The organism is Marinobacter sp. CP1 (genome assembly GCF_001266795.1).
GTDB lineage: Bacteria > Pseudomonadota > Gammaproteobacteria > Pseudomonadales > Oleiphilaceae > Marinobacter > Marinobacter flavimaris.
In genome coordinates this window covers 4042152-4067974 of record NZ_CP011929.1, presented here as the reverse complement: position 1 = coordinate 4067974, position 25823 = coordinate 4042152, and the positions used below count along the sequence as shown (strand labels likewise).

Genomic DNA, 25823 nt, shown 5'->3' with positions numbered 1-25823 from the left:
GTGGACCGTGCTCCCCTGCCGCCCGGAATAGAGCCCGCTGAACTGGCTTGGCACGACGGCGTCCCGGAGTCCATCCGGTTCGGCGATGTCTATTTCAGCCGCGACAATGGTCTCGAGGAAACACGCTACGTTTTCCTGCAACACAACCAGTTGCCCGAACGTTTCGCACAGATTCCCGAAGGCGGCAATTTCGTTATTGCCGAAAACGGCTTTGGAACCGGCCTGAACTTTCTCGCCGCCTGGCAAGCCTGGCAGCGACACGCTCCGGCCCATGCGGCGACGCTGCACTTCGTTTCCGTTGAACGTTTCCCCCTCACCCACGAGGACCTGGCCCGGGCCCTGGCACAGTGGCCCGAACTGGCTGCGCTGGCCGACGAACTGCTTCTGCATTACCCACCCCTGGTGCGTGGGGTACACAGGCTGGTCCTGGCCGGGGGGCAGGTTCGACTGACGCTATTTTTCGGCGACATTAACGACGCCTGGCAATCCCTGGATTTTCAAGCCGACGCCTGGTTTCTGGACGGGTTCGCTCCGTCCCGCAACCCGGATATGTGGCTGGAAAACATCATCAACAAGATCCGTGCACACAGCAGGCCGGGTACAACTCTGGCGACCTTTACCTCCGTTGGCCGGATTCGTCGGGCCTTGATGGGGGCCGGATTCCGGATGGAAAAAACCGCCGGATACGGTCGCAAACGGGATATGCTGAAAGGCGTTCTTGTCGCGGAGAACCCGGCACCCATCAAAACGGCTCCCACGGAACAACAGGAATCGATCGCAATAATCGGCGCAGGTGTTGCCGGCTGCGCACTGGCAAGAAACCTGGCAGACCGGGGCTACCCGGTAACACTGATCGACGCCCATGGCCCGGGTGCAGCGGCGTCCGGCAACGCCCAGGGCGCCCTGTATGTGAAGCTGGGCGTAGAGTTCAACGACCAGACCGAGCTGGCGCTCACAGCACTCTCGTTCGCGCAGCGTTTCTACCACAACTGGCGCGACCAGCACTGGCATCCGACCGGCCTGCTACAGCTGGCCCACAATCCCCAGGAAGCGGACCGGCAGCGGAAATTTCTCCAAAGGAACGACTACCCCCGGAGTATCTTTTACCCGGTGACCCGGGAACAGGCCAGCGCCCTGACAGGCGTGCCCACGGAATCCGGCGGGCTCTGGTTCCCCGGCAGTGGCTGGCTCGAACCCGCAAACCTTTGCAAGGAACTGGCGAACCACCCGCTGATATCCACGCTGTTCCATAGCGAGGTCAACAATCTTCGGCGTTTGGACGGAACATGGAGCATTTTGACGGAAAACAACAGATCGATCACCGCTGACCGGGTGGTCATCTGCTCGGGCCATCTCAGCCCGGAGCTTATCCCGACAAAGGGTCGTTTCCGGCTGAAAGCCATTCGTGGCCAGGTTAGCCACCTGCCAGCCACAGCTCTCAGAGGCCCAACGGCCGTTGTCTGTGGGAACCGGTACCTCAACCCTGCACTGGGCGAGTTTGCCGTAACCGGCGCAACCTTCGATCTACGCGACAACAACCCATCGCCCACCGTGGAAAGTCATAACGAGAACATCGACGAACTCGGCTCGATGCTGCCTGCGGTGTTTTCCGATGAAAGCGATGCGCTTCGCGGCGAGGAACTCAGTGGCCGGGTTGCCTTCCGATGCACCACCCATGACTACCAGCCGGTGGCCGGCCCCGTTTTCGACGGCGAGAGCGGCGATCTCGATAGCCTTTACCTCCTTACTGGCCTTGGCAGCAAAGGACTGACCTACGCACCGCTCCTGGCCGAATATCTGGCTGACTTGCTTACCGGACAACCTCCCTGCCTTCCCGCGAACCTGGCCAAACGCCTTGAAACCCGACGCCTCTATCAGACGAATGTGGTGGTTTCGTAATAAACTCCAGCTGAAGTTTCCGGTCAGACTGCCGATAACCATCGAAATGGTGGCATAGTCACGGAGAGAACCCATGTCCATTTTTGTCAGCGAACCCGGCCGCCCGGTCGGAACCCGGCTACCGGAAACATTCCGGGCAAGGCCCGTGGGTGATGTTACAGAGCTGGCAGAAACCCAGAGCATCAATCCTGGCCGAAGTGAGGCAACGGACGCCGAGTTCCAGCAGGCCGCCAATGCCGGTCGCTACAAAGCGCTGGAGGAATACGGCGCGGCGGCCGCTGGCGAGCGCCGGGAAGACCGTCCGTATCTGCCGGTATCCAGCATCTCGTCTCAAACCCTGTATTCCGTTCCGGCGTCTGCAACGATTTCTGAGGCTTTAACCGTCATGGACGAGCACCAGGTGCACCACCTTGTGATCATGGCGGACAACAACGTTGCCGGCCTTGTCGACCTGCGTTGGCTCCTGGGCTGGCTTCACGAGAATGAAGCCGATGCCATGAGCCAGAGCCTGGTTCACATCGAGTTGCCCGCCTTCCTGACAGCCTCACCCGAAACCGATGCCCACCAGCTTGCCAGACTTATGCTGGCCCACCAGCTCAATGCAGCCCTGGTGGTAGATGCGAAAGGCGCCGCCTCCGGAATTGTGACCAGCACGGACTACCTGCGACTCTACGCCAGCTCAGGCCGCCATCAGGGAACGGTGTAGCCCCCACGTTCCCTAATTCAGAGGCGTCAACAGTTCTCCCTCTGGACTGAAGAGAAGCACATACCAGTTGTTGCCTATTCGGGTTAATGCCGGTATTTCGTCATCCCGGTAGTTTTCCAGATCCAAGATCGCAGAGTCATCCGCTGCAAGCTGGTATCGCCAGTTGTTTCTGAATTCCGACTCTTCATCTTCCGTCTCGGGTTCTGGAACCAGCGATACCCGGGCAGCGATGCCCTGCTCCATTCCGGACACCACACCGCCGCTGGCGAAGTCGCCGTTCGTGGTACCAGCCACAACCATGTCGCCATCAAAATTAGCCAACCCAAGAAATGCCTCGCTGGACTGATCGTCTTCGTCATTCAGGGTGAAGGCCCGACTGACATTCCCGGCGGCTGAATATCCCAGCAGGAACCCGGCCGCACTGGAAAGCGCCTCCCTCTCCAGAACGGGGTCTTCCTCGTCCTGCTCCAGCACAGAATAGGATCCATCACTGGCACCAATCAGCCAGAGCGTGCTACCGGTATACAGTCCGTTGGAAACCGGTTCATCGCCAGTGGTGCCAACCTGTTTGACATCAAGTTCGCTGGTGGCACTGGAGGCGTTAAAGAAGAAGGCATCAATGCCGCCGATAACTGAAGCGCCTTCCACAGATCCCGCGGCCGAACCAAACAACCCGGGGTTCACAGATTCTGTGCTGCCGCCGGCAACACGGTCATCGGCCGCTGAGCCGGCCTGGCGGGTCCAGGCAACCGCAGGCTGCTGCGTGTTGCCGTCCAGTTCGGTATCAATTCGCTGCAGGAAGCTGTCCCTGCCGCCCGATCCCTGCTGCTGATCAAACACACCTTCCGTTTCCCCGGCCAGGATCACGTAGCCGGTGTCACGGTTGATTCCGGCCCAGCGAACCTGATCATCAGCATCCGTTCCGGTCCGGATGGTCCAGGTGGGAACGTATTCGCCACCGTTGGTGGCGGAATCAAACCAGTAAAGCGATGTCACTGAATCCAAGCCGCCCAGACCGGACGTTCCCGCCACAGACTGATCGGTGCTGTAGGCAACGACAAATTCGAACCGGTCTACCTTGGTCCCACCCCCGGTCACCTTCCGCTGCACCACGTTAATGACCGGATCCGGAGCGCTCAGGCTGTCGCTCGCCGAGGATATGTCAACCTGCTGCAACTGAGTGCCTCGTTGGTCAAAAATCCGCACCAGCACCCTGTCGTTATCCTGGGTGTCGTAGCCGGCAACAAATAGCCTGCCGTCATGGCCCATGGAGATGTCTGTGGCCACAAAGCCGTCGCCAGGGTTCAGAGCAAGCGGAGACGTCAGCTCGTTGAGGCTGACCCGGATCAGATTTTCAGCCTCCGCCCGGGCATAATCCTCTCGACCGGCCTGGAAGTTCTCGTTGAGACCCAGCAGGATAAACCGGTCGCTGAAGGCCGGGTTGGCATAGCCGGCCTCCGGTACCCGAATCCGGAAAGGCACTTCATCGGTCCCTTCTGGAAAAATCAGTTCGTCATTCTCAACCCAGTTTCCGTCTTCAAGTCGCTCGATAACGAACTCGGATTCGAGACGTGCGGTGGAGTCTTCGGTGTGGCTCAGCTTCGCAAAAATATCCCGGTCTCTGTCTCCAGAGAGTCTCGCGACGTATTCGCGCACAGCACCTACGTTCAGCGTATCCCTGCCGCCACCGTTTACAGTTTCCAGCGACAGAACCGGCTCGTTGTCCTGAATGGACAAATTGGTAACGACACCACCGTTACCGCTGCCAAGACCGGCCAGACCGGATCGTACTTCTGTCAGTGCCAGGCGAAGGGACTCGACGGGCTCGGCAAAGCTGTCCTCGACCACCTCCAATGGCAGATAACACTCGGTAATACCCGGCTCAAGTGTGATCACGCCGCGCGTATAGAAGCCCTGTTCGTCAAGCTCATAGTCGATATAGCCCAGCTCGCTTTCCCCCGTCTCATCGCGAGGCAATGAACTGTTGCTGCCCAACCCGACAATGTCCGTGCCGAGGATCGCATCTCCCGCATTGGAGGCACTGTGATCGCAGTTCTGGTGTGGAGGCGAGAATCCGACGTCGCAACTGGATGCGTCATAGTCAGACAAAAGCTCAAAAGCTACCGCTACCTGGGTTACCGACGGTTGATCCAGGGTAACCTTGACGAAGACGCGGCGCGTCGGAAGTGTCAGCTCCCTGGTACCGGATACGGAGCCGTCATCGTTGTAGAGATTAATGGTAACGCTGTGCTCACCCTCGGTTTCAAGATCGGGCAAGGTACATTGTTCACGGTTACTGGCAGGGATTTCCGGGCTTTCACCTTCCGTAAACGGCTCTGCATCCAGAGACATGACGTTGTACTTTACATCAATATCGAACGGCTGGGCGCCAGCCATGCGGCCGTCGGTTGTTACCAGATTGATGCCTTCGGTCTTGCCCAGGTCCGCCTCTCCTCGACTACCGCCGGAGAGACCGGGGACACCGCGCATAATGATGCCCTGGCGGGCCTTGTTACTGGTGTCCTCGAGCGCCAGCCAGGACGGCGCATTGGTCAGGGAATAGTCAAGGATATCTTCGCCACCGTAGGCCCCGAAGTTGTAGGAGTATTCAACACCGAGATAGGCAAACACCGGGGGTACGCCAAGGATTGTGGGCTGGTCGGGATCCTTTTCCGTCTTGCACGCAGCGAGCCCCAGTGAAAGCAGGGCCAGAACGGCAAGTTGGCGAACAGGATGAATGCGAGAGTGAAAATCGGCGCCCATGAAAAAATCCGTTTCAATCGTTGTTGTTATGGCAGCGACCGCCCGGATGAAACATGAACACCGGGCGGTTTACACACCGTTACAGAACAACGTCATGGTAGCCAATTTGATACGCAGGGGATCTGCGCGAGTTCTCAGATTCGGTTAGCCCGCGCCCAGGCCGTGCTCTTCCAGCAACGCCACCAGCCCGGCTTCATCAAGAACAGGTATCTCTAACTGTTCAGCCTTGGCCAGCTTGGAACCGGCGGCCTCACCAGCCACCACGCAGGCCGTCTTTTTAGAAACGCTTCCGGCCACCTTGGCTCCAAGGGATTCCAGCTTCTCTTTGGCTTCGTCCCGTGTCATTCCGGAAAGCGTACCGGTCAGCACCCAGGTCTGGCCTTTCAGAGGCTTCTCTCCCTCCCGGACTTCCTCTTCCTGCCACCTCACACCGGCTTCACGCAGGGCATCCAGGGTTTCGCGATTGTGGGTCTGCTCGAAAAAGCTACAGATATGACCCGCAACGATCGGCCCGACATCCGGAACCGTTTGAAGGCTCTCTTCATCCGCTGCAGCAATGGCCTCCAGAGTTCCGAAGTGGCCCGCCAGGGCTTTAGCGGTGGCCTCCCCCACCTCCCGGATGCCAAGGGCATAAAGGAACCGCCAGAGCACGGGGTTTCTGGCCCGATCAATGGCAGCCACCAGATTGGCCGCCGACTTTTCTCCCATTCGCTCAAGTTTCACCAGGTCGTCGGTGGTCAGGCGATACAGATCGGCAACGGTTTCCACCATGCCCTGATCCACCATGATATCTATCCACTTGTCTCCAAGGCCCTCAATATCGAGGGCTTTGCGGGAGGCATAGTGGCGAATGGCTTCCTTTCGCTGCGCGGGGCAGAACAGGCCCCCAGAGCAGCGGGCAACGGCTTCACCTTCGATCTGGATAACATCCGAGTCGCACACCGGGCACTGTCGGGGCAATTCTACTTCCCGGGCGCCTGAGGGGCGTTTTTCGGCCACCACTTTGACTACCTGCGGAATCACATCTCCGGCGCGGCGAATGAACACGGTATCGCCGATATGAACATCCAGTCGGCGAATTTCGTCCATGTTATGGAGGGTGGCGTTGCTCACCGTTACACCGCCCACGAACACGGGTTTTAACCTCGCAACCGGGGTAACCGCGCCAGTACGACCGACCTGGAATTCCACGTCCTCGATAACCGTGAGTTCCTCCTGAGCCGGAAACTTCTGGGCAATCGCCCAACGAGGGGCCCGGGATACAAAACCCAGGGCCTTTTGCTGGTCAAGCCGGTTCACCTTGAAGACGATACCGTCGATTTCGTAGGGGAGTCCGTCCCGTTTGTCCATCAGCTCGCTGTAGGCTTCGAGGCATTCCTCCGCGCCCCTGGCCTTGCGCATCTCGGGATTAATACGGAAACCCCAGCTCTGGACTCTCTTGAGCCCCTCCCACTGGGTATCCGGCAAGAGGCTTTCGTCGGTTACCGCAACGCTGTAGGCGCACATTTCGAGAGGGCGTCTGGCGGTTACCGTCGACTTTTTCTGCCGGAGGCTGCCGGCCGCCGCATTACGGGGATTAACGAAGGTCTTCTCGCCACGCTCCGCCAGGCGGCGATTAAGCTGCTCGAAACCGTCCTTCGGCATGTAGACTTCGCCGCGAACCTCCACCAGATCGGGCACGTCGTCGCCACGGAGCTTCAGCGGCACCGAGGGAATGGTTCGGATATTGGCGGTTATGTCCTCCCCGGAATAGCCATCCCCCCGGGTGGCGGCGGTAGTCAGGGCGCCATTCTCGTAGTGCAGGCTCACCGCCAGCCCGTCCAGCTTGGGTTCACAGACATACTCCACGTCCTCAGTGATACCGAGCCGGTCTTTTACCCGCCGGTCAAAGTCACGAAGTTCGTCCTCACTGAACGCATTGTCCAGCGACAGCATGGGCAGCCTGTGCACTACCTCCTCAAAGCTGGTTTCCGCGGCGCTGCCAACCCGCCGCGTGGGCGACGTGTCCGAAGCCAACTCTGGATAATCGGTTTCCAGGCCCTGCAATTCCCGGAACAGCCGGTCGTATTCCGCATCTGGAACACGCGGGTCATCCAGCACGTAATAGCGGTAGTTATGGTCATCAATCGCCGAACGGAGTTCTTCAACACGCTGAATGATGTCGGGCGTGGCTTTGCTCATGGACTGGCACTCTCGTCTCTCAAAAAAATGCCCGGAACAAACCGGGCATCTGGCCTTCTTTTACCGCCTGGTTTCAGACTCGCTGGGAACGTTGCTTGCGCTCGAACTCCCGAATCCTCTGACGGCAGTGCTCGATTGTTTGAGGGGTCATCACGCTCCGGCGCTCATCCTTAAGCTCGCCGCCAAGGTTACGAACCACGGCCTGGGCTGTCTCAAGCATGAAGTCAAACGCCTGCAGCGCATTGGTGGGCCCGGGCATACTCATGAAGAAACTGATACCGGGCGTGGCCAGGGTCGGCATATCGCCCGGCTTGAACGTGCCGGGTTCCACGGCATTGGCAACACTGAACTGGACCGGGCTGGTGGTATCGGACTCCTCGTGCCGGTGATAAATGTCCATATCACCATGCTCCAGACCACAGGCTTCGAACAACTTCTTCAGGGCCACCCCCTTGAAGTCTTCACCGCTCTTGGCCAGGACATTGATCACAATCACTTCCCGGGCCTCAGGGCGATTCGCACCTGCCAGCGGCTGACCACTGACCGCTCGGGAAGGTTCACGCCGTGCCGTATCTTCCTCTACTTCGGTTGTCACCGTAGGCGGGACTGCTTCCACCTCATCTTCGATGGCCCCCCAACCTGATTCCAGCTCGGTTTCTTCAGGCTCATGACTGGACAACCCGAAATCGGGATCCGACTCAACAGGTTCATCGTGATACCCGGCAGCCGGTTCGCTTTCCGGCTCCGGACGCAGATCCGGTTCTGGCGACTCCCGATGTTCTTCCTTGGCAGCAGCTGTCACCGGGCGGGTCGGTTTGGGTTTCGGAGAACCAAATCGGCTGGGCTTTTCACGCTTTACATAGCCACGCTCTTCGAGTGTGTCGCGGGAGATGGTTCGTGCGCCGCCGTTGGGCAACTCCGGGTTGTACTCGTCATCGAGCGGCGAATCCTCGAGCTCATCGGCGCCCATGCCCGATGAGATTGCCATGGATTCCTTCCGGGCACGCCGCATGCGGCGCACGCCATCAATGACAATGCCGATAATAACCAGGGTACCGATGGCAATTAACCATTCCCTAAGTGACATAGTGCTGCTGTCCTGTTTGCAGATCCCGTAACGTTGCTACTCTAAGAAAAGCCCGTAATGAATACAACGCACACCCGGGCCAGATGGCGTTATTGTCATGGTCGCCTGAATTCTGAACAGCCTCAAGCCTCTGCGAGAGCCGCTGCCTCGTCTACATCGACCGACACCAGGCGCGAACACCCCGGTTCATGCATGGTTACGCCCATCAACTGATCCGCCATCTCCATGGCAATCTTGTTGTGGGTAATGTAGATGAACTGAACCTGCTTGGACATCTCCTTGACCATGTTGGCATAGCGGCCCACGTTGGCATCATCCAGCGGCGCATCCACCTCGTCCAGCATACAGAAGGGTGCCGGGTTGAGCTGGAAAATCGAAAACACCAGTGCGATCGCCGTGAGGGCCTTTTCGCCGCCCGACAGCAGGTGAATGGTGCTGTTCTTCTTGCCCGGCGGCCGCGCCATGATTGCAACGCCGGTTTCCAGAAGATCCTCACCGGTAAGCTCGAGGTAGGCGTTCCCGCCTCCGAACACTTTGGGAAACAGAGCCTGCAGACCACCGTTCACCTGGTCAAAGGTTTCCTTGAAACGCTGCCGGGTTTCCCGGTCTATTTTCCGTATGGCGTTGTCCAGTGTTTCCAGGGCTTCCATCAGGTCTTCATGCTGGGAATCCAGGTAGGTCTTGCGCTCACTCTGAACCTGATATTCCTCAATGGCCGCCAGGTTAATCGCGCCCAGGCGCTGAATTCGGTTGCCGATTCGCTCCAGTTCGTCTGCCCACTCTTTTTCATTCGCACCCTCGGGCAACTGGGCGAGGATATCCTGGAGTTTTACGTCCAGCTCCTTGAGCTGATCGACATGGTTCCCGGAACGGATTTCCAGGGCCTGGGACTCCATTTTCAGTTTTTCGAGTCGGGACCGGACTTCCTGAATGCGATGATCGGTTCCGCTTCTGCCCTGTTCCTTTTCCCGCACTTCCCGATCAATCTCTTCCAGCGCGTCGCGAGCAGCGCCCAGCTTTTCCTCTTCCGCCAATCGCCGGTCCAGCAGCCCTTCGAGCTGCATCTGCAGGTCTTCGATGGGCTCTTCGGCGCTTTCCCGGGACTCCCTCAGAATCTCCAGGCGCTCGTCGATACGCTCCTTCTGCAACTGCATCCGATCAATCGTCTGCCTGAGGCCGTCACGTTGACTGTGCAGGGTCTGCAGCTGGAGCTGCAGCTGATGCGCGTGGTCGCGGTCGTGCCGGGCCTCCTGGCGAAGCCGATCCAGGCTTTCGCGCAAGGTATCGCGCTGCTCCAGCAACCGCTCTTTCTCTTCATCGCTGTCTTCGGTGGAAGCCAGCGCCAGTTGCCAGTCTTCCCGGGCATCCTGAAGACTCTCTTTCTGGCCCTCGAGGTTTTCGGACACGTCCTGGATATCGTCCCGGATTCGCTGCAGACGGGCATCAATCTGCTCGGCACGTGCTCGTAGGCCGCTGACCCTGGACGCCAGGGTGCTCAGTTCACGATCTGCCTCGCTCAGACGGGTCTGGGCCTCATCCCGGGCTGCTTCCGAACGCTCTGCCCGTTCCTGGAGCTCTTCCAGCCGTTCGGTAGCCGCCTCCAGCGACTCCTCCGCCTCGGCCAGTTGCGCGGTCAGTTCCGTCACCTTCTTCTGCCGCTCAATCACACCGACCTGGCCGGCATCAGAGTCCGGCATCAGGACCCACTCCCGGGATATCCAGACGCCCTGGGGTGTCATCAGGCTTTGACCGTCCCGAAGCCCCGATCGCATACCCATGGCGTCAGAGACGGTTTCGACGGTATCGATGCCGCGAAGCAACGAGGCAATTCCCGGCACTCCGGAAACCTTGGCCGCCAACCCGGAACGCTCACTGCCGTCTGTGGCTTCTGCCTCCACCAGCGCCAACCCCTTTGGCGCTTCTTTCATGGCGGATGAGAGCTGATCAATATCGGGAAGGCAGAGACCCTGGGTAAAACGCCCGATAACCTGTTCGACAGCAAACTCCCAGCCATCGGTAATCTGAAGCTGACTGGCCACCCGGGGCATATCGCTGAGGGCGTTCTGTGACAGCCAGGATTGCAGAACATCATCCCCGGCCCCCATCTGCTCATCCAGAAGGGATTGCTGAGACTCCAGGGACGCACGAAGGCTCTGCACCCGTTGGCGTTCTTCAGAGAGCGCCTGCTCGGCATCACGCTGTTGCTGCCGGGCTTCGTAGAGCTCGTCCTGAACGGATGCAATCCGTTCAGCCGCCTCTTCGCGCTTCAGCTCCAGGGTTTCCTGCTGTTCCAGCAGGTCTTCGAGCTCGGCGCGGTCCATCTGACCTTCCAGCAACTCCTGTTCGTCCTGAAGCTTGCGTTGGCGGGCCAGCAGTTGCTCAATGGCATCCTCAAGCGAGCGGATTCTGGACTGGGCCAGCTCTGCCTGGCGCCGCGCGTCCGATGAACGGGCACTGAAGCCTTCCCACTGGTGCTGCCAGTCGCTCATGGCGTCTTCGGCCTGCTGCAACTTCTCACCAGACTCCTCGGAGCGAATTGCCAGCGCTTCCTGCTCCGGCTCCATCATGTCGAGTTCTTCCTGGATTCCCGCAAGCTTGTCCTCATCCTGCTCCAGCTCGCGGGCCAGTTCTCTCTGGTTCGCCATGGCCTGGTCCAGCTCCGCCGCCATTTGCCGGCTGCGTTCACGCTGGTGTTCGAGGCTCTGCTCAATACGGGCGATATCGGCCCCGGCTTCGTAATAGCGTGCCTGCGCCCGGTTGAAATGCTCGGTCCGTTCCTGGTGATTGTCGCGCAGGGATTCCAGGGAGGTCTCCAGCCTGACTCGCTCGGTGAGGTATTTCTCGAGCTCGAGCTCGGTATCCCGGATCTTGCCTCGCCAGGCTTGCAAGTCGTTGTCGAGGGATTGCCAGCGAAGCACCGTCAGTTCGGCTTTTTTCTGGCGCTCTTCCTGCTTGTAGGCCTTGAACTTCTCGGCTGCGGCTGCCTGACGCTCCAGGTGTTGCAGTTGGCGGCCCAGCTCTTCCCTCAAATCGGTCAGACGCTCCAGGTTTTCCTGGGTCCGGCGGATACGGTTCTCCGTCTCCCGGCGCCGCTCCTTGTATTTTGAAATGCCGGCCGCCTCTTCAATATAGATCCGAAGCTCTTCCGGTTTGGCCTCAATCAGCCGCGAGATCATGCCCTGTTCAATGATGGCATAGCTCCGCGGGCCGAGACCGGTGCCGAGGAACAGGTCTGTAATGTCGCGACGCCGGCACTTGGAGCCATTCAGGAAATATTCGGACTGCCCTTCCCGGGAAACGCGGCGGCGAACGGAGATTTCGTTGAATTTCACGAATTCACCGGGCGCGGAACCATCGCTGTTATCAAACACCAGTTCGATAGAGGCCTGTCCCACAGGCTTTCTTGCACTGGAACCATTGAAAATAACGTCTGTCATGGATTCGCCGCGCAGGTACTTGGCGGAGCTCTCGCCCATGACCCAACGCACCGCATCGATGATGTTGGACTTGCCGCACCCATTGGGGCCGACCACGGCCGTCATGTTGGAGGGGAACGGAACCGTGGTGGGATCTACGAACGATTTGAAGCCGGACAGTTTGATGGACTTCAGACGCATATCAGGCGCTCGCTTCCTGCCGGAGGATCGTCAACACCTGCTGCCGCTGGTGCTCCCCAAAGGCCTGAATAACGGCTTGCAGCCGCTCAGTGTCGTCGTTGACGGCGGCATCCGCCAGCTGCCGAAAGAAGGTGGCAGTTTCACCGATTTCTTCCCGGAAGTGTTCCAGCGCCACAAAATAGGTGCGGCTGATGGCCGGTCTGAAATTCTCGAGGGTTTCTTCCAGAAACGGGTTCTCGACCAGGCCGTAGGCGTAACGCATAACCCCGAAACCCGCATCAATAACCTGCTCGGCGGCGTCGGCACTGGTGGCGTTCAGGGCATCAATGACTGCCTGCAATTCACGGACCTGGCCCATGACACCGCCAAGCTCCCTGCCAGACCAGCGCTCAAGTACCTTGCGTCCCAGCATGCAGAGAAGGTCGATATAGATGTCGTAGAGGCTGTTGACGCTTTCTGGCGTCAGGCTGGAGACCACCGCACCCCGCCGGGGGAAAATCTCGATCAGATGGCGGCGCTCCAGAATGAGCAGTGCTTCCCGAACGGAGCCACGGCTGACATTCAGTTCTCCCGACACCTTCAATTCCTGAATGCGTTCGCCGGGCTTGAGATCTCGCGTGATGATTCGTTGCCCCAGATGCTGGGCAATTTGTTCAGACAGACTTTCCGGGGCCTGAAACCTCATAAAGTTGGTCACTCATTCCTGAAGACGGCACGATTTCAAACGCAGAAGTTTACCACAGGGAATCTATAGCCCCACCCCTTGTCTGACATTTTGCACAGCTCAGGAACATCGCGGCAAATCACTGCCGGTTTTTTGACGGCGAATCAGGAACGACAGCCGAAAAATCAGAAACCAAGTGATGTTATCCTCATTACTCGCTGTTTTTGTTCGTTTTTTATGACTGGGCACGGTTTCTGCTTTGCACACGCAAAGCACTGTAAACTTCTGCGACAGAGTGAACCGTAGTGAAAAACATACCGTCGATCCATCAGTCTCCTTCCCAGCCCCAGAAACTGGCTGCGCTGCGTCAGGCACACAAGGACTGGAACAACACGCCGGATGTACTCACCAGGCTAACGCGCCGGCTGTCCACCACCCTGTCGCTGGAACAGCAGCTGGCGATCCTGGCCGAAGAGCTGGTCGCCATTGTTCCTTTCAGTGCGCTCAACTACCGCCACCGGATCGGTAAACAGGATTTCGTCTATGCCACAGGCATGGGGGGCCCACACCGCTGCGAGTACCGGCTGAGCCTTGAAGGTGTCAATTATGGGACCCTGGTACTGCAACGTCGGCAGAGGTTCTCGGAACAGGAGCTGGAAGGCGTAGAGATGGTTCTGAGTGCGGCGATCTGCCCGATTCGCAACGCCTGCCAGTACGTGGCCATTGAACAGGCATCCCTGACAGATTCCCTGACCGGCATACCCAACAAACGCGCCCTGGACGACGCTCTGCAGCGCTCCAGCCTGTTATCAGAGCGCCATGGCGAGCCTTACTCGCTCGTCCTCTGCGATCTGGACCACTTCAAGACGGTGAACGACACTCACGGCCATGTGGTTGGCGACCATCTTCTGCAATTGGCTGCGTGCGAGATCGAGAAGTCGATCCGAACCTCGGATTCAGTCTACCGCTTTGGCGGCGAGGAGTTTGCTATCCTGCTCCCGCATACCTCGGAGCAGGATGCCAGGGATGTAGCAGAGCGCGTTCGCGAAGCGATTGCCGCTATCCGGGTTGATGGCGGAGAGAAGGAGCTGAAGGTCACAACGAGTTGTGGTGTTGCCACCTTCCTGCCCAAGGAGGCGCCTCAGGCCTGGCTGGCAAGGGCGGACGAGGCACTCTATCGTGCCAAACACCAGGGCCGTAACTGCACCCGGGTGTTTGCCACCATTTCGTAACGATCAGCCCCGGGGCGTCTTGCTTCGGGCTCTCTCTGGCCGGGGAGCACGCCCGGCCGGTTTGGCAGGCTTGGTGTCGCTGACCGCCCATTTGTTGCCGGGGGTTTTCTTACCGGACCGGCCAGGGCTTTTCCGCCTCTGGCGGTCGTGGGCCGCTTTCTCATTTGGTGTTTTCTGCGGAATTTCAACCGCTTCGAGACCAACCGTGCGACTCAGGGTGTCTACTGCCCGCTGATCCAGCTCTTCCCATTTTCCTACGGTCAGCCTGCTCGGCAGGAAGATCGGCCCGTAGCGCACGCGCTTCAGCCGACTGACGCGAACACCCTGAGATTCCCACAGACGACGTACTTCCCGATTGCGCCCTTCCAGCAAGGTCACGTGGAACCAGCGATTTATACCGCTACCGCCGGCCGGAGAGATATCGGTGAACTTGGCCATGCCATCTTCCAGGAGAACGCCCTGAAGCAGGCGCTCGATCATCGCATCGTCCACTTCCCCGAAGATCCGTACCGCGTATTCCCGATCAATCTGGTTGGACGGGTGCATCAGGCGATTCGCCAACTCGCCGTCTGTGGTGAAGAGCACCAGACCCGTGGTATTGATATCCAGCCGTCCGATGGAAATCCACCGGTGCTCCTTGAGACGTGGCAAACGATCAAACACCGTCGGCCGCCCCTCAGGATCCTTTCGAGTGGTAACCTCACCCTCCGGCTTGTTATAGATCAGTACCCGGCGCATCACTTCCGCCGCACCGGACACTTCAAGTCGCTTGCCGTCGAGTTCGAAGCGATCCTCAACAGTCGCTTTTTGCCCGGGCGCCACAGGTTGCCCGTTGACCAGCAGGCGGCCGGCTTCCATCCAGCCTTCAATTTCCCGGCGCGAACCGATGCCCGCGCGGGCGAGCAATTTCTGAATACGCTCTGGCCCACCCTGGCTCGCGTTGTCCTTGGCTGGTCTGGCTGGTTTGTTCGGGCGTTCTGCCGCCATGAAATCAATCCTTAGTATCTGACTGACACCCGAATGGCGTCAGTGAAGTGTCTGGCTCGAAGATTCGTCGTCGTTCTCGGCAGTCGTTGATTCGAACTCAATCTCCGCCTGCATGTTCTTTTCAATTTCCCGGCCGATCTCTTCAAGATCGCGGACTTCATTCAGGGGCGGCATCTGATCCAGGCCCGTGAGGTTAAAGTAGTCCAGAAACTGTTTCGTAGTCGCATACATGGCCGGACGGCCGGGAACATCCCGATGCCCAACGACGCGAACCCACTCTCGCTCAAGCAGAGTGCGAATGATATTGCTGCTTACCGTAACACCCCGAATATCCTCGATTTCACCCCGGGTGATGGGCTGCCGGTAGGCGATCAATGCCAGGGTTTCAAGCAACGCCCGGGAATATCGCTGGGGCTTTTCCTCAAACAAACGCCCTACCCAGGGCGCGAATTCTTCGCGTACCTGAATACGGTAGCCGCTGGCAACCTTCTTCAATTCAAAACCGCGCCCTTCGCAGGCCGCTTCCAGAAGTACCATGACATGTTCCATTACCTGGCGTGCGGGGCGCTCCTCTTCACTGAAAAGGTCCCGGAGCTGGTCGAGAGACAAGGGTTTGCCCGCCGCCAGCAGGGCCGCTTCGGCAATCGCCTGTATTCTCAGCAGGTTTTCTTCGTTCATGGTGTCTGATCCGTATTTCCGTGCTTTGAACGTCGGGAGGCCCTAGCTGGCTGCCCTGGCTCGAACATGAATCGGGCCCAGGACCTCGGCCTGGACAACCTCGATCAGCTGCTCTTTGACCAGCTCAAGCGTGGCCAGGAAGGTCACCACGACGCCGAGCCGGCCCTCTTCAATCGTAAACAGGCTTTCGAATGTCACAAAATGATCGTCCTGAAGCACCGACAGGATTGCGGACATGCGCTCCCGGGTCGAAAGCCTTTCCCGTTCAACATGGTGACTGGTAAACAGGTCTGCCCGCTGAAGCACGCCTTGCAGAGCCAGCAGCATTTCCCGCAAGTCTACATCCGGATGGGGCTGACTGGAGGGCATCTTCGGCAGCGCGGCGGAGGCGGCAAAGGTATCGCGTTCCAGGCGTGGTAATTCATCAATGTCCTCGGCTGCCTGCTTGAACCGCTCGTATTGCTGAAGCCGGCGAATCAGTTCTGCCCGGGGATCAACCTCTTCCTCATCGTCGCTTTCCTGTCGAGGCAACAGCATCCTCGATTTGATCTCCGCCAGTGTGGCGGCCATCACCAGGTATTCCGCAGCCAGCTCGAACCGCATGGCCTCCACGGCACCGATGTAATCCATGTATTGCCGGGTAATTTCGCTAACGTCGATGTCCAGAATGTTCATGTTCTGGCGACGGATGAGATACAGCAGAAGATCCAGCGGCCCTTCGAACGCCTCAAGGAAGACGGCAAGGGCGTCCGGTGGAATGTACAAATCCTTGGGAAGATCCACCACCGGCTTGCCGGACACCCGCGCCAGGGGCGACTGCTCCGGTGCAGCGTCCTGGGCTTCGGGCGTGGCCTGATCGGTGGATTCTTCAGTCATAACCTTTCACTCCGGGTCGGCGCACTGGCTGTATGCTCGTGGCACCGACTCCTGCGGATTCAGCGGTAATGAAGCCCCATGGCGGCCCGGACTTCCTCCAGGGTGTCGCGGGCGGCGTCGCGGGCGTGCTCGCGACCTTCCTGGAGAATGGAATGAACCAGATCCGGATTGCCCTCATACTCCCGCGCGCGTTCGTGGAGCGGACGCTGCTCCTCGACAATCGCGTCAATCAACGGCTTCTTGCAATCCAGGCAACCGATACCGGCGCTGCGACAACCGGTCTGCACCCACTCCTGAGTATCAGCATCGGAATAGATCTTGTGCATTCCCCACACCGGGCACTTTTCGGGCTCACCCGCATCGGTGCGCCGGACCCGTTGGGGATCGGTCTGCATGGTGCGAACCTTCTGGGCTACGCTGTCCGGCTCTTCCCGCAGACCGATGTAGTTGTTGTAGGACTTGGACATTTTCTGCCCATCCAGCCCCGGCAACTTGGATTCCGGCGTCAGCAGCGGTTGGGGCTCCGGCAGAATCACCTTGCCGCCACCTTCAATGTAGCCGTAAAGACGCTCACGATCGCCCAGGGAGATATTCTGTTGTTCTTTCAACAGAGCACGGGCCGTTTCCAGGGCGTCCATGTCGCCCTCTTCCTGGTAACGCCTCTTGAGATTGCGATAGAGCTTGGCGTTTTTCTTGCCCATCTTCACGATGGCACCTTCCGCCTGCTCTTCAAACCCTGGCTCGCGACCATAGATGTGGTTGAACCGGCGCGCGATTTCCCGGGTGATTTCAACGTGGGAAACCTGATCTGCACCAACAGGCACTTTTCCTGCCCGGTAAACCAGAATATCTGCACTCTGAAGCAGCGGGTAACCCAGGAACCCGTAAGTCGCCAGATCCTTCTCCCGCAGCTTCTCCTGCTGATCCTTGAACGTCGGCACGCGTTCCAGCCACCCGAGTGGCGTGATCATCGAGAGCAGCAGATGCAGTTCGGCGTGCTCGGGCACCTGCGACTGGATAAACATCGTGGACGAGCCCGGGTTCACACCGGCCGCCAGCCAATCAATGACCATATCCCAGACGCTTTGTTCAATGCCGGAGGGGTCATCGTAGTTGGTGGTGAGCGCGTGCCAGTCCGCCACAAAGAAAAAACATTCGAATTCATGCTGGAGTTTAACCCAGTTTTTCAGCACACCGTGGTAGTGGCCAAGGTGAAGCTTGCCGGTCGGACGCATGCCGGACAAAACCCTTTGCTGGGAATCTACAGAACTCAAAGCACGAACTCCTTATTTGGTATTGGAACCGCCATCATAGTTCAGGCGACCCGGCATTATAAATAAAAAACCCCCGCTCTGCAGGGCAGAAACGGGGGTTTTTACTGAAAGAAGGCCAGCTTACCAGCCAGTGACTTCCTTCAGGGCCTGACCGATCTCGGCCAGACTGCGTACGGTGCGAACACCAGCGTCTTCCAGGGCGGCAAACTTATCGTCTGCTGTACCCTTGCCACCGGAGATGATGGCGCCCGCATGGCCCATGCGCTTGCCCGGAGGCGCAGTAACACCAGCGATGTAGGAAACCACCGGCTTGGAGACGTTCTGCTTGATGTAGGCCGCAGCTTCTTCCTCGGCGGTACCGCCGATCTCGCCAATCATCACAATGGCTTCTGTCTCGGGATCTTTCTCGAGCAGGGCCAGAATGTCGATGAAGTTGGAGCCCGGGATCGGGTCGCCACCGATACCGATACAGGTGGACTGGCCGTAGCCGAAGTCAGTGGTCTGCTTGACCGCTTCGTAAGTCAGGGTGCCTGAACGCGAGACGATGCCAACCTTGCCCTTCTTGTGGATGTGGCCAGGCATGATGCCGATCTTGCACTCGTCCGGAGTGATAACACCCGGGCAGTTCGGACCAATCATGCGAACGCCTTTGCGATCCACGTATTCTTTGGCGTACAGCATATCGATAGTCGGGATACCTTCAGTGATACATACGATCAGCTGAATGCCGGCATCCGCCGCTTCGATGATGGCGTCCTTACAGAACGGCGCAGGTACGTAGATAACGGTCGCCTCTGCGCCGGTTGCTTCAACGGCGTCACGCACGGTGTTGAACACCGGCAGACCCAGATGCTCGGTACCGCCCTTGCCGGGGCTGACGCCACCAACCATCTTGGTGCCGTAGGCAATCGCCTGCTCTGAGTGGAAGGTGCCCTGTGCGCCGGTAAAGCCCTGACAGATAACCTTGGTGTCTTTGTTAATCAGGATGCTCATTATTTACCCCCTGCGGCTTTAACAACTTGCTCTGCCGCATTCGACAGACTGGTAGCGGCAATGATGTTCAGGCCGCTCTCGGCGAGTACCTGAGTACCCTTCTCCGCGTTGTTGCCTTCAAGGCGAACCACAACAGGAACCTTGACGCCGACTTCCTTCACGGCACCGATGATGCCCTCTGCAATCATGTCGCAGCGAACGATACCACCGAAGATGTTGACCAGAACCGCCTTCACGTTGGAGTCAGACAGGATGATCTTGAATGCCTCGGAAACACGCTCCTTGGTTGCACCGCCGCCAACGTCCAGGAAGTTGGCAGGCTGGCCGCCGGACAGCTTGATGATGTCCATGGTACCCATGGCCAGGCCGGCACCGTTGACCATGCAGCCGATGTTGCCTTCCAGGGCCACGTAGTTGAGCTCCCACTTGGCCGCTTCCGCTTCCCGGGAATCTTCCTGGGAGGGATCGTGCATCTCGTGGATCTTTTTCTGGCGGTACAGTGCGTTGCCGTCGACGCCGACTTTGGCGTCCAGGCAGTGCAGATCACCAGCCGGGGTAATAACCAGCGGGTTGATTTCTACCAGTGCCAGATCGCACTCTTCGAACAGCTTGGCCAGACCAACGAAGATCTTGGTGAACTGACCGATCTGCTTGCCTTCGAGGCCCAGTTTGAACGCGAGCTCGCGGCCCTGGTACGGCTGAGCGCCAACCAGCGGGTCGATTTCGGCTTTCAGGATCTTCTCGGGCGTTTCTTCGGCAACCTTCTCGATCTCAACACCACCTTCGGTGGAGGCCATGAACACGATGCGGCGAGTGCCACGGTCAACAACCGCGCCCAGGTAAAGCTCCTGGTCGATGTCGGTGAGGGATTCAACCAGGATCTTGCTCACCGGCTGGCCGTTTTCATCTGTCTGGTAGGTTACCAGGTTCTGGCCCAGCCACTTCTCGGCAAACTCACGGATCTCTTCTTTGCTCTTGACCAGCTTTACACCGCCAGCCTTACCACGGCCACCTGCGTGAACCTGGGCTTTCACAACCCATGCATCACCGCCGATTTCACCAGCTGCGTCTACAGCTTCCTTCGGAGTATCACAGGCAATGCCCTTGGATACTGGCAGGCCATATTCAGCGAAAAGCTGTTTGCCCTGATATTCATGCAAATTCATAGTTAATGTCCCGAATTAAAAAATTCCTGGTTTGCGTTACTTCTTCTTGCGGCGGTTGGCGATGTGGATCGCGCCACCACCGACGGCCAGAGCTGCTTCATGCACGGACTCGGACAGAGTCGGATGTGCAAAACAGGTCAGGGCCAGATCTTCGGCGCTGGAACCGAATTCCATGGCGATTACGCCCTGGGCAACGATTTCAGAGGCCTGGGGACCAACTACATGGAAACCGACAATGCGGTCAGTTTTTGCGTCAGCAATGATCTTGACCAGACCGGACGCCGAGTTTGCAGCCATTGCACGACCGTTGGCCGCAAACGGGAAGGTACCTACGTTGTACTCTTCACCTTCTGCCTTCATCTGCTCTTCGGTTTTGCCAACCCAGGCAACTTCCGGGAAGGTGTAGACAACGTTCGGGATGCAGTCGTAGTTCACCTGAGGCTTGTGCCCGGCAATACGCTCCGCAACCATGATGCCTTCTTCAGACGCCTTGTGGGCCAGCATGGGTCCACGAACCACGTCACCGATCGCCCAGACACCCGGGGCTTCGGTTTTACAGTTGTCATCAACAAAGATGAAGCCGCGCTCATCCATCTGGACGCCGGAATCTTCCGACAACAGGTTGTCGGTGTAGGGTCGACGACCAACAGCCACGATCAGCTTGTCGAACTTGGCTTCGTGCTTGCCCTTGGAATCTTCATAGTTCACGTTCACCAGCTTGCGCTTCACTTCCGCGCCAGTCATACGCGCACCCATGACGATGTTCAGTCCCTGCTTCTGGAACTGTTTCAGGGCATCTTTTGCTACCTGCTGGTCAACGGCCGGCAGGAAGGTGTCCTGGGCTTCCAGAACGGTGACTTCCGCGCCCAGGCGGGCCCAGACACTGCCGAGTTCCAGGCCGATAACGCCGGCACCAATCACACCCAGGCGCTTCGGCACCTCGGTGAACTCGAGGGCACCCTCGGAATCCACGATGTATTCGCCGTCGAAGGGTGCGGGCGGAATCTGGATCGGCTTGGAACCGGTGGCCAGAATGATGTTTTCGGCTTCGTAGGTCTTCGACTTGCCGTCCTTGTCGGTTACTTCCACCTTACGGTTGGCCAGCAATTTGCCGTGGCCATGGATGGAAGTCACGCCGTTGGACTTGAACAGGCCTGCGATACCGCCGGTCAGCTGCTTAACGATGCCGCTCTTGCGCTCCATCATCTTGCCGATGTCCATTTTGACATCCTTGGCGATGATGCCCTGCATCTCGAAATCGTGGCTGGATTCCTCAAACTTGTGGGAAATCTCCAGCAGCGCCTTGGAGGGGATGCAACCAACGTTCAGGCAGGTACCACCGAGCACCTGTGCCTTGCCGTCTTCTGAAGTCCAGGACTCGACACACGCGGTCTTGAGACCCAGCTGTGCCGCTTTGATGGCAGCTACGTAGCCCCCGGGGCCTGCACCAATGACAATGACGTCGTACTTATCAGACATACTTTTATCCCGTTTCCGATTCGTTAAATGTCGGCTCAGACGTCCAGCAGAATACGTGCCGGGTCTTCAAGCATTTCCTTGATGGCAACGAGGAACTGCACCGCTTCCTTACCATCAATCATTCTGTGATCGTAAGAAAGCGCCAGGTACATCATCGGCTGAATTTCCACCTTGCCGTTCACGGCCATCGGACGCTCCTGGATCTTGTGCATGCCCAGGATGGCTGTCTGCGGCGGATTCAGGATCGGTGTGGAAATCAGCGAACCGAAGATACCGCCGTTGGTAATTGTGAAGGTACCACCGGTCATGTCTTCAATGGCCAGTTTGCCTTCTTTCGCCTTGGTGCCGTACTCGACGATCTTCTTCTCGATGTCGGCCAGACCCATGGCGTCGGAATCACGCAGAACAGGAACCACCAAGCCGCGATCGGTGGAAACCGCCACGCCGATGTCCTGGTAACCGTGATACACCATGTCGTTACCGTCGATGGACGCGTTCACCGCCGGGAAGCGCTTCAGGGCTTCGGTGGCAGCCTTGGTAAAGAACGACATGAAGCCAAGCTTGATACCGTGACGCTTCACAAAGCTGTCCTGGTACTGCTTGCGCATCTCCATGATCGGCCCCATGTTCACCTCGTTAAAGGTGGTCAGCATGGCTGCGCTCTGCTGGGCATTAACCAGTCGCTTGGCGATGCTCGCACGCAGGCGGGTCATCGGTACGCGCTTCTCGGGACGTTCGCCCTGGCTGACGTTGACTTCCGGCATACCAGCCGCAGGCTGAGGTGCGGCAGCACCACCGGAGGACTTGGCACTGTCTACGTGGTTCTGAACGTCTTCCTTGGTTACGCGGCCATCTTTGCCGGTACCCTTGATGCTGTTCGGATCGACGTTATTTTCCTCAGCCAGCTTTCGGGCCGCCGGGCTCAGGATGGCTTCGCCGGAAGATGCCTCGCTCTTGGCTTCTTCCTTCGGAGCCTCTTCCTTACTTTCTTCTTTCTTACCCTCGGCAGGCTTGGATTCGCCCTTGGCGCCTTCCTTGAACTTGCCGACTACCTCACCACTTTCAACGGTATCGCCTTCGTTCTTGATGATTTCCTCAATCACGCCGTCAGCAGGCGCAACAACCTCAAGAACAACCTTGTCGGTCTCGATATCGACAATCAGCTCGTCACGGGAGCAGGCTTCACCCGGCTGTTTGTGCCAGGTCGCGACAGTACCTTCCGCGACCGACTCCGGGAAAACGGGGGCTTTAATCTCAGTTGACATTACAGATCCTTAGTTCGGTAGCTCGTCAAATTTCAAACGCGTCGTTAACCAGTTTCTTCTGCTCTTCAATGTGGACCGACATATGGCCACAGGCAGGAGCAGCCGAAGCGTCACGACCGGCATACTGAAGGTACAGCTTGGGGTTCAGGCGGTGCAGCGCATTACGCATGTGATGCTGGCTGCAGTACCAGGCACCCTGGTTCATCGGCTCTTCCTGACACCAGACGACGTGCTTGAGCTTGGAGTACTCGCTCAAGAGCTCGTCAAGATCGTCTCCGGGGAAAGGATACAGCTGTTCGATCCGGACAATGGCCACGTCATCACGCTCGTCCGACTTCTTCTTTTCAAGCAGATCGAAATACACCTTGCCTGAGCACAGGATCAGACGGGTGACCTTCTTCGGATCGGACGGTTCTTTCTCGGGCAGCACCGTCTTGAAAGTACCGCTGGTCAGATCATCAAGATCAGACGTCGCTTCCTTGTGCCGCAGCAGGCTCTTGGGCGTAATGGCTACCAACGGCTTGCGCAACGGGCGTTTTACCTGGCGCCGCAGCATATGGAATACCTGGGAAGGCGTGGTGGGCACGCAAACCTGGATATTATGCTCTGCACTCAGTTGCAGGAAACGCTCAAGGCGCGCCGAACTGTGCTCCGGCCCCTGCCCTTCGTAACCATGGGGCAGCAAAAGGGTCAGACCACAAAGGCGTCCCCACTTGTGCTCACCGCTGGTCAGGAACTGATCGATTACAACCTGAGCACCATTGGCAAAATCGCCGAACTGCGCTTCCCAGACCACAAGGCCATCAGGCGCGGTAGTGGCGTAGCCGTACTCGAAAGCCATTACGGCTTCTTCCGACAGCAGCGAGTCGTAGATTTCGAACTTGGGCTGATCTTCCGACAATTCCGCCAGAGCAATATGGGTCGAGCCATCTTTCTGGTTGTGAAGGACGGCATGGCGGTGAGAGAACGTGCCACGGCCAATATCCTGCCCCGTAAGGCGGATTGGGTGACCCTCGTCCAACAGCGTCGCATACGCCATGACTTCACCGTAGCCCCAGTTGATAGGCAGGGCGCCGGCGGTCATTTTTTCGCGGTCGGAAACAATCTTGGAGACCTGACGCTGGATACTGAAACCTTCAGGGACCGAGGTCAGTTTCTTGCCCAGCTTCTGGATCGTCTTCAGCGCAACGCTGGACTTGCACTTGGCTGTCCACTCGTGGCCGAGGTAAGGAGTCCAGTCAACGTAGAGCTCTTTGTTGGGCTCTTTGACCAGGGATTTGACCACGTGCTCGCCATTATCCAGGGCGTCACGGTAGTCGTTCTCCATCTGCTTGGCTTCTTCCTCGGTGATAACACCGGCTTCCACCAATTGATCCACGTACAGGTTGCGGGTGGTCTTCAGCTTGCGGATTTTCTCGTACATGACCGGCTGGGTTGCTGCCGGCTCGTCCGCTTCGTTGTGACCACGACGACGATAGCAGACCAGATCGATCACCACGTCGTTCTTGAATTCGTTGCGATAATCCATCGCCATCTGTGTCACGAACATGACCGCTTCAGGGTCATCCGCATTCACATGCAGAATCGGCGCCTGGATCATCTTGGCAACGTCGGTACAGTATTCCGTGGATCGCGCATCTTCCTGCTTGCTGGTGGTAAAACCAACCTGGTTGTTGATCACGATATGAATGGTGCCACCAACGCCGAAGCCGCGGGTCTGGGACATCTGGAAGGTTTCCATCACCACGCCCTGGCCGGCAAATGCTGCGTCGCCGTGCATGATAATCGGAACGACCTTGGTGCCCTCATTGTCGTTACGGCGGGTTTGACGAGCCCGGACAGAGCCCTCAACAACCGGAGAAACGATTTCAAGGTGTGACGGGTTAAACGCCATTGCCAGGTGAACTTCGCCACCCGGCGTCATCACGTTGGATGAGAAGCCCTGATGGTACTTCACATCACCGGAGCCAGAATCTGCGAGCTTCTTGCCCTCGAATTCGTCGAAAAGCTCACGCGGATTTTTGCCCAGGGTGTTTACCAGAACGTTGAGGCGGCCACGGTGAGCCATACCCAGGACGATTTCCTTGGCACCATAGGAGCCGGCACGCTGAATCAGCTCGTCAAGACATGGGATCAGACTCTCGCCACCCTCAAGGCCGAACCGCTTTACGCCGGGGTAGCGGGACCCCAGGTACTTCTCGAGGCCTTCGGCGGCCGTCAGGCGCTCAAGGATATGCTTACGGGTGTTATCTTCGTATGCCGGGCGTGAACGAACCGGCTCCATGCGCTGCTGGAACCAACGCTTGATGCGAGTATCCACCACGTGCATGTATTCGGCACCGATGCTTTCGCAATAGGTCTGGCGCAGGCCATCGACAATGTCTCCGAGCTTCATGGTCTCGGAGCCAAGGTTCAGGGAGCCGGTCTGGAATTCGAGATCCCTGTCAGAGTCGGATAGCTCATGAAATTCGGGATCGAGGTCTTCGACCCGGGGACGCTGCCATACACCGAGCGGGTCCAGCTTCGCTTCCTGATGACCGCGGAAGCGATAGGCGTTAATCAGCTGGAGAACACGAATCTGCTTTTTGTCCGCATCAGACGTGGCGCTTGCGGGAACGCCGCCGCTGGCAAGAAAGCGCTGATTGCGGGAAATGTGTTCAAACTGTTCGCGGATGGAAGAGTGGACAATGTCACGGCCCTTGTAGCCATCGACACTGGGAAGCTTGTCGAAATAGCTGCGCCACTCTTCGGGAACGGCGTTGGGGTCTGTCAGGTAGGTTTCAAAAAGCTGTTCAACATAGGCGAGATTTCCACCCTGGAGGTGGGAAGTCTGCCATAACTGCTCCATTATGCTTTCGTGCATCTTGAATAGCTCACCTTGGGCTGGTGCGGGGAGCCCGATATGGTCGGCCAGGGGTATTTCTCAGTCAATACGGGTTTTTACGGGATCGACTTT

General features: G+C 58.2%; 17 protein-coding genes. 3 read left to right on the top strand and 14 right to left on the bottom strand.

Going from position 1 to position 25823, the window contains the following annotated elements; translation table 11 throughout:
* A complete protein-coding gene (gene mnmC / locus ACP86_RS18700; RefSeq protein WP_053115039.1) occupies positions 1–1899 on the top strand; it encodes a bifunctional tRNA (5-methylaminomethyl-2-thiouridine)(34)-methyltransferase MnmD/FAD-dependent 5-carboxymethylaminomethyl-2-thiouridine(34) oxidoreductase MnmC in 1899 nt (632 codons plus the stop codon).
* Positions 1900–1972: 73 nt separating this feature from the next.
* Complete coding sequence (locus tag ACP86_RS18695) at positions 1973–2605, top strand: CBS domain-containing protein (protein WP_008174418.1); 633 nt, start codon at positions 1973–1975, stop codon at positions 2603–2605.
* A 12-nt stretch (positions 2606–2617) separates the two neighbouring features.
* Here the strand turns inward: ACP86_RS18695 and ACP86_RS18690 are convergent, their stop codons facing one another.
* The 5 genes from ACP86_RS18690 to ACP86_RS18670 form a co-directional block, all read right to left on the bottom strand.
* Positions 2618–5368, bottom strand: a complete 2751-nt coding sequence (locus ACP86_RS18690) for a hypothetical protein (RefSeq protein WP_053115038.1) — start codon at positions 5366–5368, stop codon at positions 2618–2620.
* 144 nt (positions 5369–5512) lie between these two features.
* Positions 5513–7549: an NAD-dependent DNA ligase LigA gene (gene ligA, locus ACP86_RS18685; protein ID WP_053115037.1), complete on the bottom strand. Its 2037-nt coding sequence runs from the start codon at positions 7547–7549 to the stop codon at positions 5513–5515.
* Between the two features lie 73 nt (positions 7550–7622).
* Positions 7623–8636, bottom strand: coding sequence for a cell division protein ZipA (gene zipA / locus ACP86_RS18680; RefSeq protein WP_053115036.1), 1014 nt, complete (start codon positions 8634–8636; stop codon positions 7623–7625).
* 122 nt (positions 8637–8758) lie between these two features.
* The gene (gene smc / locus ACP86_RS18675) at positions 8759–12253 is read right to left on the bottom strand and encodes a chromosome segregation protein SMC (protein ID WP_053115035.1); all 3495 of its coding nucleotides are present in this window, start codon (positions 12251–12253) and stop codon (positions 8759–8761) included.
* A gap of 1 nt (position 12254) precedes the next feature.
* Entirely contained in the window at positions 12255–12938 is a 684-nt protein-coding gene (locus tag ACP86_RS18670) for a GntR family transcriptional regulator (protein ID WP_008174408.1), read from the bottom strand.
* Positions 12939–13222: 284 nt separating this feature from the next.
* Here ACP86_RS18670 and ACP86_RS18665 point away from each other — a divergent pair, with 284 nt between their 5' ends.
* Positions 13223–14149, top strand: a complete 927-nt coding sequence (locus ACP86_RS18665; RefSeq protein WP_014576931.1) for a GGDEF domain-containing protein — start codon at positions 13223–13225, stop codon at positions 14147–14149.
* Between the two features lie 3 nt (positions 14150–14152).
* On the opposite strand, the gene rluB is transcribed toward ACP86_RS18665, so the two are convergent.
* From rluB to ACP86_RS18620, 9 genes are all read right to left on the bottom strand, one after another.
* The gene (rluB, locus tag ACP86_RS18660) at positions 14153–15136 is read right to left on the bottom strand and encodes a 23S rRNA pseudouridine(2605) synthase RluB (RefSeq protein WP_008174404.1); all 984 of its coding nucleotides are present in this window, start codon (positions 15134–15136) and stop codon (positions 14153–14155) included.
* A gap of 39 nt (positions 15137–15175) precedes the next feature.
* Positions 15176–15814: an SMC-Scp complex subunit ScpB gene (gene scpB, locus ACP86_RS18655; RefSeq protein ID WP_053115034.1), complete on the bottom strand. Its 639-nt coding sequence runs from the start codon at positions 15812–15814 to the stop codon at positions 15176–15178.
* 42 nt (positions 15815–15856) lie between these two features.
* Entirely contained in the window at positions 15857–16690 is an 834-nt protein-coding gene (locus ACP86_RS18650; protein WP_008174399.1) for a segregation and condensation protein A, read from the bottom strand.
* Between the two features lie 59 nt (positions 16691–16749).
* Positions 16750–17964 carry a tryptophan--tRNA ligase gene (locus tag ACP86_RS18645; protein WP_075267709.1) on the bottom strand — a complete coding sequence of 405 codons (1215 nt, stop codon included), beginning with the start codon at positions 17962–17964 and terminating at the stop codon, positions 16750–16752.
* Positions 17965–18084: 120 nt separating this feature from the next.
* Positions 18085–18957, bottom strand: coding sequence for a succinate--CoA ligase subunit alpha (gene sucD, locus ACP86_RS18640; RefSeq protein ID WP_008174394.1), 873 nt, complete (start codon positions 18955–18957; stop codon positions 18085–18087).
* Positions 18957–20123 (bottom strand): ADP-forming succinate--CoA ligase subunit beta, encoded by a 1167-nt coding sequence (gene sucC / locus ACP86_RS18635; RefSeq protein WP_008174392.1) that lies wholly within the window; start codon positions 20121–20123, stop codon positions 18957–18959. The genes sucD and sucC overlap by 1 nt, the downstream gene beginning before the upstream one ends.
* A 36-nt stretch (positions 20124–20159) precedes the next feature.
* Complete coding sequence (gene lpdA, locus ACP86_RS18630; protein WP_008174390.1) at positions 20160–21602, bottom strand: dihydrolipoyl dehydrogenase; 1443 nt, start codon at positions 21600–21602, stop codon at positions 20160–20162.
* A gap of 35 nt (positions 21603–21637) precedes the next feature.
* Positions 21638–22867 (bottom strand): 2-oxoglutarate dehydrogenase complex dihydrolipoyllysine-residue succinyltransferase, encoded by a 1230-nt coding sequence (gene odhB / locus ACP86_RS18625; protein ID WP_014576927.1) that lies wholly within the window; start codon positions 22865–22867, stop codon positions 21638–21640.
* Between the two features lie 25 nt (positions 22868–22892).
* Positions 22893–25730: a 2-oxoglutarate dehydrogenase E1 component gene (locus ACP86_RS18620; protein WP_008174385.1), complete on the bottom strand. Its 2838-nt coding sequence runs from the start codon at positions 25728–25730 to the stop codon at positions 22893–22895.
* Positions 25731–25823 lie beyond the last annotated feature (93 nt).

Bases quoted from the DNA above. Each gene is read 5' to 3' on its own strand.
- ACP86_RS18695 (WP_008174418.1), top strand. From the start codon at position 1,973: ATGTCCATTTTTGTCAGCGAACCCGGCCGCCCGGTCGGAACCCGGCTA.
- ACP86_RS18690 (WP_053115038.1), bottom strand. From the start codon at position 5,368: ATGGGCGCCGATTTTCACTCTCGCATTCATCCTGTTCGCCAACTTGCC.
- ligA (WP_053115037.1), bottom strand. From the start codon at position 7,549: ATGAGCAAAGCCACGCCCGACATCATTCAGCGTGTTGAAGAACTCCGT.
- zipA (WP_053115036.1), bottom strand. From the start codon at position 8,636: ATGTCACTTAGGGAATGGTTAATTGCCATCGGTACCCTGGTTATTATC.
- smc (WP_053115035.1), bottom strand. From the start codon at position 12,253: ATGCGTCTGAAGTCCATCAAACTGTCCGGCTTCAAATCGTTCGTAGAT.
- ACP86_RS18670 (WP_008174408.1), bottom strand. From the start codon at position 12,938: ATGAGGTTTCAGGCCCCGGAAAGTCTGTCTGAACAAATTGCCCAGCAT.
- rluB (WP_008174404.1), bottom strand. From the start codon at position 15,136: ATGGCGGCAGAACGCCCGAACAAACCAGCCAGACCAGCCAAGGACAAC.
- scpB (WP_053115034.1), bottom strand. From the start codon at position 15,814: ATGAACGAAGAAAACCTGCTGAGAATACAGGCGATTGCCGAAGCGGCC.
- ACP86_RS18650 (WP_008174399.1), bottom strand. From the start codon at position 16,690: ATGACTGAAGAATCCACCGATCAGGCCACGCCCGAAGCCCAGGACGCT.
- sucD (WP_008174394.1), bottom strand. From the start codon at position 18,957: ATGAGCATCCTGATTAACAAAGACACCAAGGTTATCTGTCAGGGCTTT.
- sucC (WP_008174392.1), bottom strand. From the start codon at position 20,123: ATGAATTTGCATGAATATCAGGGCAAACAGCTTTTCGCTGAATATGGC.
- lpdA (WP_008174390.1), bottom strand. From the start codon at position 21,602: ATGTCTGATAAGTACGACGTCATTGTCATTGGTGCAGGCCCCGGGGGC.
- odhB (WP_014576927.1), bottom strand. From the start codon at position 22,867: ATGTCAACTGAGATTAAAGCCCCCGTTTTCCCGGAGTCGGTCGCGGAA.
- ACP86_RS18620 (WP_008174385.1), bottom strand. From the start codon at position 25,730: ATGCACGAAAGCATAATGGAGCAGTTATGGCAGACTTCCCACCTCCAG.